The organism is Vibrio sp. OPT24 (assembly GCF_015163545.1).
GTDB lineage: Bacteria > Pseudomonadota > Gammaproteobacteria > Enterobacterales > Vibrionaceae > Vibrio > Vibrio cyclitrophicus.
The window spans coordinates 924838-937451 of the sequence record NZ_JADDYI010000053.1; the positions used below are offsets into that span (position 1 = coordinate 924838).

General features: G+C 44.2%; 13 protein-coding genes. 3 read left to right on the top strand and 10 right to left on the bottom strand.

What is annotated here, in order from left to right:
* Window positions 1-137: 137 nt before the first annotated feature.
* The 6 genes from IQO02_RS17740 to ltnD form a co-directional block, all read right to left on the bottom strand.
* Window positions 138-1325: a glycerate kinase gene (locus IQO02_RS17740; RefSeq protein WP_016794833.1), complete on the bottom strand. Its 1188-nt coding sequence runs from the start codon at window positions 1323-1325 to the stop codon at window positions 138-140.
* A gap of 113 nt (window positions 1326-1438) precedes the next feature.
* Entirely contained in the window at window positions 1439-2893 is a 1455-nt protein-coding gene (locus IQO02_RS17745) for a GntP family permease (protein WP_010431730.1), read from the bottom strand.
* A 178-nt stretch (window positions 2894-3071) separates the two neighbouring features.
* Window positions 3072-3848, bottom strand: coding sequence for a 2-oxo-tetronate isomerase (gene otnI, locus IQO02_RS17750; RefSeq protein WP_065099283.1), 777 nt, complete (start codon window positions 3846-3848; stop codon window positions 3072-3074).
* On the bottom strand, window positions 3848-4495 hold the full coding sequence (locus IQO02_RS17755; RefSeq protein ID WP_016784348.1) for an aldolase: 648 nt from the start codon (window positions 4493-4495) through the stop codon (window positions 3848-3850). Before IQO02_RS17755 ends, otnI begins: the two co-directional genes overlap by 1 nt.
* Window positions 4496-4506: 11 nt before the next feature.
* Window positions 4507-5763 (bottom strand): 3-oxo-tetronate kinase, encoded by a 1257-nt coding sequence (gene otnK / locus IQO02_RS17760; protein ID WP_010431737.1) that lies wholly within the window; start codon window positions 5761-5763, stop codon window positions 4507-4509.
* A 2-nt stretch (window positions 5764-5765) separates the two neighbouring features.
* Window positions 5766-6680: an L-threonate dehydrogenase gene (gene ltnD, locus IQO02_RS17765; RefSeq protein ID WP_010431740.1), complete on the bottom strand. Its 915-nt coding sequence runs from the start codon at window positions 6678-6680 to the stop codon at window positions 5766-5768.
* 280 nt (window positions 6681-6960) lie between these two features.
* Between ltnD and IQO02_RS17770 the strand changes: the two genes are divergently transcribed.
* Complete coding sequence (locus tag IQO02_RS17770; protein ID WP_010431743.1) at window positions 6961-7719, top strand: DeoR/GlpR family DNA-binding transcription regulator; 759 nt, start codon at window positions 6961-6963, stop codon at window positions 7717-7719.
* 179 nt (window positions 7720-7898) lie between these two features.
* Window positions 7899-8114 carry a hypothetical protein gene (locus IQO02_RS17775; RefSeq protein WP_016767370.1) on the top strand — a complete coding sequence of 72 codons (216 nt, stop codon included), beginning with the start codon at window positions 7899-7901 and terminating at the stop codon, window positions 8112-8114.
* A 327-nt stretch (window positions 8115-8441) separates the two neighbouring features.
* On the opposite strand, the gene IQO02_RS17780 is transcribed toward IQO02_RS17775, so the two are convergent.
* The 3 genes from IQO02_RS17780 to IQO02_RS17790 form a co-directional block, all read right to left on the bottom strand.
* On the bottom strand, window positions 8442-8780 hold the full coding sequence (locus tag IQO02_RS17780) for a hypothetical protein (protein ID WP_010431750.1): 339 nt from the start codon (window positions 8778-8780) through the stop codon (window positions 8442-8444).
* A gap of 198 nt (window positions 8781-8978) precedes the next feature.
* The gene (locus tag IQO02_RS17785; RefSeq protein WP_016800420.1) at window positions 8979-9953 is read right to left on the bottom strand and encodes a Gfo/Idh/MocA family protein; all 975 of its coding nucleotides are present in this window, start codon (window positions 9951-9953) and stop codon (window positions 8979-8981) included.
* A 3-nt stretch (window positions 9954-9956) separates the two neighbouring features.
* Window positions 9957-10280 carry a putative quinol monooxygenase gene (locus IQO02_RS17790; protein WP_010431757.1) on the bottom strand — a complete coding sequence of 108 codons (324 nt, stop codon included), beginning with the start codon at window positions 10278-10280 and terminating at the stop codon, window positions 9957-9959.
* Between the two features lie 106 nt (window positions 10281-10386).
* Here IQO02_RS17790 and IQO02_RS17795 point away from each other — a divergent pair, with 106 nt between their 5' ends.
* Complete coding sequence (locus tag IQO02_RS17795; RefSeq protein ID WP_016767368.1) at window positions 10387-11325, top strand: LysR substrate-binding domain-containing protein; 939 nt, start codon at window positions 10387-10389, stop codon at window positions 11323-11325.
* 63 nt (window positions 11326-11388) lie between these two features.
* Here the strand turns inward: IQO02_RS17795 and IQO02_RS17800 are convergent, their stop codons facing one another.
* Entirely contained in the window at window positions 11389-12597 is a 1209-nt protein-coding gene (locus IQO02_RS17800; protein ID WP_102282459.1) for a winged helix-turn-helix domain-containing protein, read from the bottom strand.
* Window positions 12598-12614: the final 17 nt, after the last annotated feature.

The following is a 12614-nucleotide window of genomic DNA, read 5'->3' on the forward strand; positions in this document are numbered from 1 at the left end:
TCATGGATAAAACCTATCAAATTAATGATCTAAATCATAATCATTCAATATTGACAATAATATTTACAATATAATAATCATGAACTTACAAAACACAGCAAACCAAAGCTAGGCGCAGCCTACCTCGTAGAAGCCCACTATTTTTGAGATATTTTGTGACCTAACCGTAAAGTCGCTGCGATATTTCTTGCCGTTCTTGTTAAGTTAAGCTCCGCCTCTTGTAATACTTTTTCTAAAGTTTGTGGCGATCTTACAGTTCCAAACAAGCTGCTCATTTCGCCGTAAAGCGCTTCTACTTCGGTGCCTAAAGATCCGGCAATTCCTATGGTTGGAATGCCCTGTAAGCTCGCACGTTTGGCAATGCCATAAGGTGTTTTTCCTTGCAGAGTTTGATTGTCCATCTGCCCTTCACCGGTAATCACAAGGTCGGCACCTTTCAACACATCATCGGCTTGCAAAACGTCCAGTACCATCTCGATACCAGGTTTAATTTGCATGTTGAATAGCAAACCAAGTCCCATCGGCGAGCCACCAGCCGCACCATAACCCATACGCTTTTGAACGGATTCACCGCCGTCTACACAACCTTGCGTTTCTGCGACTTGAGCAAAATTCGCAAGCGCCTTATCAAGCATTAAGACTTGTTCAGGTGTCGCTCCTTTTTGCGGACCAAATACATGGCTGGCACCGTTATCGCCACACAATGGATTATCAACATCGCATGCCACAATCAACTCGACATCTGCATAGCGCGAATCCAAACCTGTAAGATCTATTGATGCTAATTCTGCAAGTGCAGCACCACCTCGGCCAAGCTCTTGTCCAGTACTATCTTGCCCTTTACTAACTAACAAGCGTCCACCTAACGCTTGAACAATACCTGCACCACCATCGTTGGTCGCACTGCCACCCAATCCTAAAATAATGCTCTCAGCACCTTGTTCAATGGCTTCTAAGATTAATTGCCCTGTACCAAATGAAGAAGCTATTAACGGGTTACGCTGTTCTGATTTAAGTAAATCCAAACCAGAGGCAGCGGCGACCTCAATTAAAGCCGTTTTCTTAGGATTCTGATCCGACGGTTCTAGCATTGCCCATTCTGCATTGACTGGTTGCCCTAACGGCCCTTCGACTTGGCTATGTCGCTTTTCACCAAAAAGCCCTTGGAGCAATACATCCACAGTCCCTTCACCGCCATCGGCCAAAGGCAAGGTCACATAGTCAGCGTCAGGGAAGATTTCACGAAAGCCCTTTTCGATACACGCTGCCACCGATAAGGCAGATAAAGACTCTTTAAACGAGTCTGGTGCAATAACAATTTTCATACTGAGATATCCAAAAGATTAGTAATTTTGATGAGTGCCCGATCCAAAAATGCCCCTATTGAAGATCAGCAAGCTAATCACTTAATAGGGGCAGTATATAAAGCTATGTAATATTAGTTAGTAACGGCTGTCTTTACTTGTGATTTCTCTTTACTTTTTAGCCACACAAACAGAGCACCTAACACAGCAATTGGTATCAGTGGATCAATCCACGTACCGCCTTTACCAAATACCAGGTTGAGAACCATGATGATGCTTGCACCAATCGCCCATGCGATAGTTGAAGACACAGACCAGATCTTGATTTGGTCTGCAAGTTCAGTAATACCTAACGTACGGTTAATGATATGAAAGTATGAATCATTCAAGTGAGAGAAGCCTACAGGACCTACTGCACAAGCAAGGGCCACGAACACAGGATCCAAACCTAACGTTTCAACAAGAGGTAATGTCATTGTCGCCGCAACCATCATGGACGCCGTTGCTGAACCTTGGATTAAGCGAAGCATAGATGCAATTGCTAATGGTACTAATAATGGTGGAATGCCACTGCTCGCGATCGCTTCTGCAACTTGAGGCCCAGCACCTGATGCTTTAAGTACAGCCCCCATTGCACCACCACAACCAGTAACTACTAATATTAGACCTGTAGTCGATAGCGCATCATCCATAGAGCTAACCATGTCTTTACGTTCGATGTGGCGAGTAAGACCGTATAGCGCCATAAGAACACCGATACCTACAGCCACCACTGGGTTACCAATCAACGAAATAACGTTGTGCATTGCAGTATCACCTTGACCAACAAGCGTATTGATTAGAATGAATGCGATTGGCAACAAAATTGGACCGAATGATAAAAAGTTACTTGGTAGCTCTCTGTCATCTGTTTCTTTTACTTTTTCAAGGTTTGCCCAATCAGCTTGGTTCGTAATCCATGTTTCACCGTTTGGTACGCGGTAGTACTCGTTACCTACTCGGCGAATATAAATCATAGAAAGAAGCATCATAGGGATAGAAACCATCAAACCCCACAACATGTACTCACCTAGATCTACACCTAGAATTCCAGCCACAGCAACTGGGCCCGGTGTTGGTGGCACAAGTGCGTGAGTGATAAGCAAACCAAGTGCTAGAGTCACACCAAGGCCAACCGCTGACTTACCCGTATCTCGTGAGATTGCGCGAACAAGGGAATGCAAAATGATGTACGCAGAGTCACAAAAAACCGGGATAGCCACTAATACGCCAGTGAAACCTAGTGCTAAATCTTCACGGCCTTTACCACAAAGCTTAACAAAGGTTTTTGCCATACGAACCGCAGCCCCAGAACGCTCGAAACACGCGCCCATGATCACGCCAAACGCGATAATCAGGCCAATGCCGCCTAAAACACCACCGAAGCCTGCTTTAATTGCGTTGATCAATTCGGTTGGTGCCATTCCTGCAAACAGACCCATGATGATACTTGCAATAATCATAGCAAGTGCGACTGGGATTCTCGTTTTAATAATCATACCCATCATGGCTAAAATGCCAATTACGATGCCTATCAGTGCTCCATCCATTTTATATTCCTTTTGTCTCTTTCTTCATTTTTATGAAAATTGTAGGGTGGTGCATATAGGTGATATCGGGATCACCTATTGCACTTTATCGTTATGTGTTGGCTTACCTGTAAGCCGTGTTATCTAAATCAGTTTTTACTTTTATGGTTCGTTACATATAAACGCCATTCACACCACGCTATAAATAACTTTTTACCCAGCCAAGCCCCTCTTCTGTCGTGCCTCTTGGGTTATATTCACAACCAATCCAACCTTGGTAACCTGAATCATCCAAAACACTAAATAAGTGTGGGTAGCTCAATTCGCCTTCCGATGGTTCATGCCTTTCTGGTACAGAAGCAATTTGGATATGGCCGGTATAAGCAGCAACTTCACGAATCAAAGTACTTAAATCACCATCCATAATTTGCGCGTGATAAAGGTCGAGTTGCAACTTCACATTTGGCCTATCGACCAACTTAATCAGTTCGACAGCATCACGTTGGTGAGCAACGAAGTAATTAGGAACATCACGGCTATTCAGCGGTTCAATCATCAATTCAATGTTTTGCTCAGCAAACTGGTCTGCCGCAAAACGAATGTTCGATATGAACGTCTCTACGTGTTGCTCTTTAGTAAAACGTTCATCCAGTAGACCAGACATAGCGTGTACTTTTTTACAGCCTAAAGCTTTGGCATACATAAGCGCGTTGTCGACACTGGCTTTGAATTCATCTTCACGACCAGGAATAGCGGCAAAGCCACGCTCGCCTGCATCCCAATCACCTGGAGGCATATTAAAGAGCGCTTGTTCAAAACCAAATTTCTGCATTTTTTCTGAAAGCTCTTCGGCCTCAAATACATAAGGGAATAGGTATTCAACTGCTTTGAAGCCCGCTTGGTGTGCCTTCTCAAAACGCTCTAGAAATGGCACTTCTGTGAACAGCATTGTTAAGTTTGCAGCGAACTTAGCCATTATTTTCCTCTCCCTTTTAAATCCATCACTTCTTCGTCTGTTAGGTAACGGATGTCTTTATCTTTCAATAAGAACGCCAATTTAGCGGTCTCTTCCAGTTCTTCGGCGTTATCCACCGCATCTACAAAATCGGTACCAGTGACTACTGGGCCGTGGTTTGCTAACAAAAATGCTCGATAATCACCTGCTCGTTTTGCCAACTCTTCAGCAATTTTTGGGTCGCCGGGCCGTAGGTAAGGAATCACTGGCAACTCACCAATTCGCATCACGAAATACGGTGTGAAAGCCTTAATCGCGTTGTTACCATCCAACCCTTCAAGGCAAGACAGTGCAGTTAGATATGTAGAGTGCAGGTGCACAATCGCATTGCACTCTTCATTATTTCTATAAATCGCTAAGTGGAACGCGGCTTCTTTCGAAGGCTTCTTACCTGAAATGTGGTTACCATCAATATCAACAACCGACAATTCCTCAGCGATAAGGCGACCAAATGAAGAGCCTGTTGGTGTTGCTAGAAAATGTCCATTTGGCAATTTGATAGATAGGTTACCTGCGCCACCTGTAGCATAACCTCGCTCGAACATTGAACGAGCGAGCGTGACCATTTGCTCTCTTAACTGCTGCTCGTTCATCAAAACTTTACTCATTTGAATCTCGCTTATGAAAAGAATGATTGAGCTTTAGCGAAGAAGTTTTCATCACCAAAGTTGCCAGATTTAAGTGCCAATGAAAGATCACCTTCAACCGACCTCACCCAAGGCACACCTGGTGCGATTTGAGGGCCAATATGAAAACCTTTCACAGCCAAGCTTTGGGTCACTACACCAGAGGTTTCACCACCAGCGACAATGAAGTTCTTCACTCCGTTCTGCTGCAACTTAATCGCTAGCTGGCTAAAGAACTGTTCAACCGCATGACTAGAGGCATGCGCGCCATACTCTTCTTGAATAACTTTTAGTGCCGTTGCTTCAGCCGTCGCGTATACCAACGGTGCAAATTCACTTTGAATATGAGTCATCACCCAATCGAATACTTCATTGGCGTATTGATCATTGGTTAAGCAAGCCTTCACATCGATAGCAAAGTGAGGAGCAAGCTGTTTGTATAGCGCAACTTGTTGGTTAGTCATCACTGAACAAGAACCAGAGAATACAACCGTTGGTGCTTTGACTGGGCTACCTGCATGTTTTGCATCACTTTGGTCAGCAAGATGTTTCGTCCAATTTTTAGCAATACCAGCAGCTAGGCCTGAGCCACCTGTGATTAGTTTCAGAGATTTAGCCGCTTGACCTAACGTCACCAAGTGCTCTGCATTAAATGCGTCTACCACGGCGTAGCGACTACCTTGAGCTTTGAGTTCGTTAAGACGAGCGGTAACAGCATCAGAGCCCTGTTCAATCGTTTGAAAGTTAACTAAACCGGAAACACCTGCTGACTGTGCGTCCATCATTCGAACCACACTTGAATCCGTCATTGGTGTAACAGGGTGATAACGCATACCTGAATCACAGAGCAACTCACCAAAAACAAACAAGTGACCGTTGTAAACCGTACGACCATTTACTGGCAATGCAGGGCAAACCATCGTAAATGATTCCCCAAGTTCCGCTAAAAGCGCATCAGTGACAGGCCCAATATTGCCCTCAGCCGTGCTGTCGAAAGTGGAGCAATATTTGAAGTAAAACTGTTGGCAGCCTTGTGCTTGTAGCCATTTAAGCCCGGCAACGGAGTCGGTAATAGCTTCATCAACGGGGCAAGAACGTGATTTAAGGCTGATCACGACCGCATCCGCTGCAACCTCAAAATCACCAGTAGGAATGCCATTTAATTGGATAGTGCGCATACCGTTTTCAACAAGGAAACCCGCGATATCTGTCGCACCAGTAAAGTCGTCTGCAATAACGCCTAATAACATGATTACTTCTCCACTTTTGGTGTGTTAACACCTGGCAGGTCAATGCCTTGAAACACTTTGATCACAGCGCTGTCGTCTTCTTGACCAAAGCCAGCATTACTCGCACTCACGAACATATTCAGTGCTGCACTTGATAGAGGAAGTGGGAATTTCAGGTCTTGAGCGGTATCCGATACCAAGTTCAAATCTTTTACGAAGATATCGACCATAGATTTTGGAGAGTAATCACCATCAACAACGTGCTTCATACGATTCTCGAACATCCAAGAGTTACCCGCTGCGTTAGTCACTACGTCATACATCAGATCTAGAGGGATGTTTGCGCGTGCCGCTAATGCCATCGCTTCCGCGCCAGCAGCAATGTGAACACCTGCAAGTAACTGGTGAATAATCTTCACAGTCGCGCCAAGTCCAACCGCTTCGCCAATGTTGTAGACTTTTGCTGCAGTTGCATCGAGTACAGGAGCCAGAGCTTCAAATGTACTTACTGCGCCTGAAGCCATAATGGTCATTTCACCGGCTTCTGCTTTTACTGCACCACCTGAAACGGGAGCATCAAGCATCACAAGACCGTACTCAGATAACTGAGCTTCGATTTGTTTTGCGTCTTCCGCGGAAATCGTCGCCGATACCATAATCGGTGTATTAGGTCTTAGTGCCGCCGCAAGACCAGTCTTAAACAGTACCGTGTTAACTTGAGCAGCATTCACAACTAATATCAAAACAGAATCAAGTTTGTCTGCAAACTCAACCGCACTTGTCGAGACCACTTTTGCACCATATTCACCCAAGGTTTCAAGCGCTTGCGGATTCAAATCGAAACCATATACATCAAGCCCTGCTCGCACACATGACTTCGCTGCGCCCATGCCCATAGAACCTAAACCGATAACACCAACAGATTGAACTTCATTCATAGCAAGATGCCTTTCACGTAATTGTTAAACTCTAAATTTGTTAATTCTTGTTTATGTTTGTGATTATATGTGAAGCAATCGAATGCGACTTAGTGACAAGTCACACTTTTAACAAAAGTTAACACTTATGAGTAATTTAACCCTTTCGAGGCATTTGATAATGGTAATTTCGGCGACTATCACAGTTCTAATTACTATTTAACAACAGATATTCACAGATATTCACAAAACAGAGAAAGATTGATAGGATGATGAAAAATAAGAACATAGAAGAAGAATCATGATTCCAGCGGAACGTCAGAGAACCATTTTGTCACTATTATCACACCAAGAAGTGATCAGTATTTCTGAGCTTGTAGAGCACCTAGAGGTCTCTCATATGACCATTCGTCGGGATATCGTAAAGCTAGAGACATCAGGGAAAGTGATTTCAGTTTCGGGCGGTGTTCAGCTGACTAAAGCACTTCACAGCGAATTGTCACACGACATAAAGGTAGAACAGCAAGCAAGCGAAAAAGCTCAAATAGGTCAACTAGCGGCTCAATTGGTTCCTAAGTATTCGACTATCTACTTAGACGCTGGAACAACCTCTTTGGAGATCGCCCACCAACTTGCAGGGCGAGATGATCTGCTTATCATCACCAATGACTTCGCAATTGCCGCGTACCTAATGAACAACACACAATCTGAGATTTACCATACTGGTGGCAAGATTGACCGTGAAAATCAATCGAGTATTGGGGGTAAAGTGGCTGAGTTTTTGGCAGGGATGAATATTGATATTGCGTTTATCTCTTCTTCATCTTGGAATCTAAAAGGGCTCTCGACACCTTGTGAAAATAAGGTGTTAGTCAAACAAGCCATTGTTCAAGCAGCTAATTCAAACTATCTGATTTCAGACTCAACCAAATACGGGCGCATCGCTACCTTCCACGCCTTAGATTTAAGCGCGCTTGATGGCGTGATCACCGATATTGATCTTTCGAGTAGTGTGATTGATGAACTTCAAGACAAAGGTATTAAGGTCATTAATTCGTAACGGATCCTCATCAATTTTCAGGCTCACCAACCAAACATTCAGAGCCTGAATAACCCAATTCCAAGAACATTTATTTATCCACTCGATAAAAATAATTTTTACAGTTAAGCGTGTTTATTCATTAATAATATTGTCGTTGGTCGGCATAATAGTCATGAGTCCATTCAACGAGTTAGGTTATGTTTTTCAAGCGCCTTTTGGCATTGGTTTTACCCGTTACTTTTGTATTTTCCGCGCACACCGAAACGTTTAGTGAACGAATGGAACGCATCGAACAAGAAAATGCACTTGCGAAAACCATGACCGAAGCCCAGGTCAAATTGATACAAAAAGTTGTTCAAAGCGAAACCCTTACTGATTTCATCAATCGCTTGAGGCTCGAAGCACTTTCCTAACGCGTACAATAAAAAACATCACCACACACGCGATATAAAGCTTGCCTACCCATAGGCCGATATTGATCAACTGAGTTTCTTACTTAATTAGACGCTGATACTCAGTATCAGAGAGGTAAGGATCGTCAAAGGGGACAACGTTAATCCCCCACACAAACCAAACAAACCAAACAAACCAAACGACACTTCCTGCGAGTAGCCATAAGGCTGGTATTAAAAGTTGCTCGAACACACTTAGCAGTGTGTTCTTGTTAAGCGATATTTAAGCTTTTTTCATTTCACGACCTTTTGATCACAACACAGGGGGGCTCTAAAGCAGAAAAAGTATTAAAGCCTTTTATTCCACTTCCCTTGATGGTCTCGGTCGCAATTTTCTTGTGTATCGTAACTGATGTGCTTATCGATATTCTTCAGTTGAATCCCAACTTGATTGAACGCTTGTTGGATTGCCGCAGAGACACTCTGTTGACCTTCGCCATTTAAGAAGTTCGTTCTATCCTGGTTGGTATCGAATACACAGACAATTTTCAAACTTTGTGGGAATGAAGAGAAGTTGACCGAGTGAGTCACCCACAAAAAACCATCGAAGCCTTTCAGTGTATCTTCACAAACATCATTTAACACATCTCTGATTTGATTCTCGATCTTCTTGTCTGATTTACGCATGCGGCAAAGGTCCTATTTAACACCTTAAAAAATAAGGTTTTTCTGTCAATATTGTCTTAACCGACATTGGACACTGTGGCAGTTTCAAATGCAAAGTATTTATTAGGAGAGTCGGCTAGAAGATATAGAGGAAACGCCTCCTGCTTGATCACTGACAAGGCTATCAAGCATGAGGCGAACATAGAATTGACTAAGACACTAACTCGCCGCGAGATCCCAATCGGTTAATAGCTTCATGATTACGCGCGAGTCTTGATGGGTCGCCATTGGCGCAGCAAGTTGTGTGTCACCTCGCTCAACTGCTTGGCGAATATTACGAACTTGATAGTGGAAACCGTCGCCTTGGGCTGCAACTTTCACTTCACGTGTCGACGTTTCATAGATCTCTACCGTAAACGAGTTTTCTTCGGTCGGTAACCATGGGTTAGTATCAATAGTGATGCAGCCTTTGCTGCCTAGAATCGTGAAGCCATGCTTTAAGCCGTGGTCTTCTGCGGTATGGATTTGTGCGGTGAAGTGGTCATTAAAACGTATCATCGCCGACGATTCACAGATATTGCCATCTTGACCTCGTCGACCGATTGCTGAGATCTGCACATCATCAAACACACTCTCACCAAACTGTTGTTGCGCGACAGAGTGAATCAGAGACATTGGGTAACAACCCAAGTTGTACAGTGCACCCTTGCTCGCAGGGTTAACAAACTGATCAATCGCCGCAACGTAGGAACCTTGAATAGAGCGCACTTCGCCAATCTCACCTGTCGCTAGCTCTTGATGAAGCTTGGCGATCAGTGGATGGTTTAGGTACATCAGACCTTCAGCGAAGAATACGCCCGCTTCTTTCACTGCTTGCAAAGCTTGCTCGGTTTTTTCCATATCAACCGACAGAGACTTTTCACACAAGATAGCTTTGCCTTTTTGAGCCGCTTTAATCACGTATTCGTGATGAACGTGGTTTGGAAGAGCAATGTAGATAATGTCGACCGACTCGTCTTCAATCAAGGCTTCGTAGCTGTTGAAGGTTCGTGTTGGCTGGTACTGTGCAGCAAACTCATTGAGTGTTTTCTCTGTGCGTCCAGCGACGGCATACAATTCACTTTGAGCATCACCTTTAATCGCATCGGCCATTACACCTGAGATAAAACTGGTTCCTAGGATTCCCCATTTCATGTCTTAGATCTCCTGCTCTTGTGTTTTGATAGGTCCACGTTGTGTTTCAAATGCTTGCACCAATTCCGTAATATCACGCTCAATAAACGCTTGGGTATGAGGCATCACAAAGTGCTGATTAATAGCCTCGCGGTTTGCGTATTGCTCAAGCAAAATCACACGATCGCTTTGGCTTTGATCATAGGTCGCAATTGCTTGTAGGCAGCCAGGTTCGCTTTGCATGTCTAGGCAAAACTGCTCGATAGCTTCAACCGCAGCCTCACGTTCAATGTTGGTTTTGATCTTAAGTTCGGCAGTCACAAAGATGGTTTCGTTTGTTTGAGGCATTTCACGCTCTTATTTAAGTTAATTATCGGTTTGCCATTAATATAATTAACCCCTAATAATTGATAAACTCACCTTTTGTTTATTATTTATCAACTGAGAGTGTTTAATGGATAAGTTAACTAGCATGAAGGTCTTCGTTTACGTAGTGGAGCAAGGCAGCTTTCGCAGCGCCGCCAACCACTTCAACCTGTCGGCAACCATGATCAGTAAACATGTCCACCACCTTGAAACGAGCCTTAACTCTCAGCTGATTCATCGCACCACGCGTAAGCAATCTTTAACCGATTCAGGTCAGCTTTATTATCGAGAATGTAAACGAATTCTTGAAGACCTCAGCAATGCTGAAAACCTGATTCAAACCTTGGAAAACCAGCCTCAAGGCACGGTAAAAATAAACTGCCCGGTCACCTATGGAAACAAGGTACTTGCCCCGATAGTGGCTAAGTTCCTCGCAAATCACCCAACGATCAACGTCGAACTCGTGTTGAATAATGACCTTGTCGACCCTTATTCATCCGATATTGATTTGATTGTGCGAATCGGCGATCTATCTGACTCTAGTTTAGTCGCTAGATACTTAGGGGATTATGAGATGTGTTACTGCGCGGCTCCTGAGTACCTTAACCAACATGCAGAAATCCGTGTGTTGGAAGACCTTGCACAACACCCATCGCTTGGATTCAGCTATAGCAGTCGTCGTGATGTGAGTGGTCGAGATACACAAGCGCGGGGTGCGCAAAGCAGTGAATCGCAACTCCTAGCTCCTCAGAACCACCAAGCAACGCATAGCGCGGTGAATAAAGGGCAAGTACGTTTGATGTCGAACAATGGGGATGTGTTGCGATATGCTGCCCTTCAAGGCGTAGGCGTATTGTTACAGCCGACTATCTTAGTTGCCGAAGAAATTGAGCGTGGAATGCTATTGGAGATCTTGCCCGGCATGGCACCGTTACCCAAACCGATTCACTTACTCTACAAGACCAAGCAACTGTCGTTGAAGAACAGAACCTTTGTCGAGTTCTTGTTAGCCGAGCTTTCTAAATAACTAGAGTGATCTGAGTAACTAAGGTGGGCTGCGTTACTAATGGCTTTAAAGCAACGATGAACGCTAAACCATTTGCCAATGACTCATCAAGTGCTTACCAAGCTCAGAAGGAGTAGTGTTATGGACGACCATCTCATCACATTGGTTGAACACCATGAAGTGTTTAAGCTCATCGCATAAGGCGTGAATTAATAATTCATGGTTTTTGATTCGATCTTCAACAACCAAGTTACGAATATTGAGTAAGCCACTCTTCCTATCAACTTTGCAATCCATTCGTGCCACCAGCTCACCCTGCCACAGAATAGGCAAACTAAAGTAACCAAACTGACGCTTGGCCTCTGGCACATAGCACTCAAGGAGGTAGTCAAAGTTGAACAATGATTGCATTCGTTTACGTTGAATCAACAAATTATCAAATGGCGACAGTATCTTTAGTTTGGTTCTAGAAAGGGGTTGATTCAACAGGTCAAAGGCATACGGCAGAGCATAGTAATCAGAACCTTGAACATCCACTTTCAGCACCTGATTATTTTCAAACATCTGTTGGAGTGTTTTCTGAATAAGAGGCTTTGTGTTCTTGAGTAGGTAGCTCATTTCCGACGCTATTCCAACTCCGTTAGCCTCTAAATAACGAGTTATCAGATGCTCGATGTACTCTTGTTCAGTCGGTTCAGAGGTATCAATTCCGCTCGGTAAAACTCGCTCGGTTAAGTCATACACTTTATGAAAGTTCACTCGGCTTGGCACCATTAAATCGCCTTGCATGAACAAGGTTTCCAATGCTTGCTTGGCCGGTTTACCGCCCCACCCACCGGGGTTTGGCCTATCCCCTTCAAAGTCTTTCGCCATCAACGGCCCTTCGCTCTCAATACGTTTGAGAACATGCGCCATCAGGGCATCGTCTTTTTTATACCAATGCTTAAGCTTACCGCTTGCGAATCCACTCTTGCGATGTAGGCTGAATCGGAAGTCACGCATGGGTAAATACGCGGCGGCGTGCGACCAATACTCAAACACCTCTCGACGCTCTAACAGCTTGTCGAGATGATCAAGCTGATAGTCTTGATTACGATTCCACAGCGTATGATGGTGAGCTCGCTGAATCACAGAGATGGTATCAATTTGCACATACCCAAGGTTTTCAATCGCAGACAGTGTATTCGCCAAGGAGCCGCCATTACGTTGCTTTTTAGGCGGCAGCTTCTTAGGTGGCAATTTCTGCGAAAGCAGTACCATTTTTTGCGCCTGAGCGAGTGACAGTGATTCCATGAGATTCAGACTCTAAT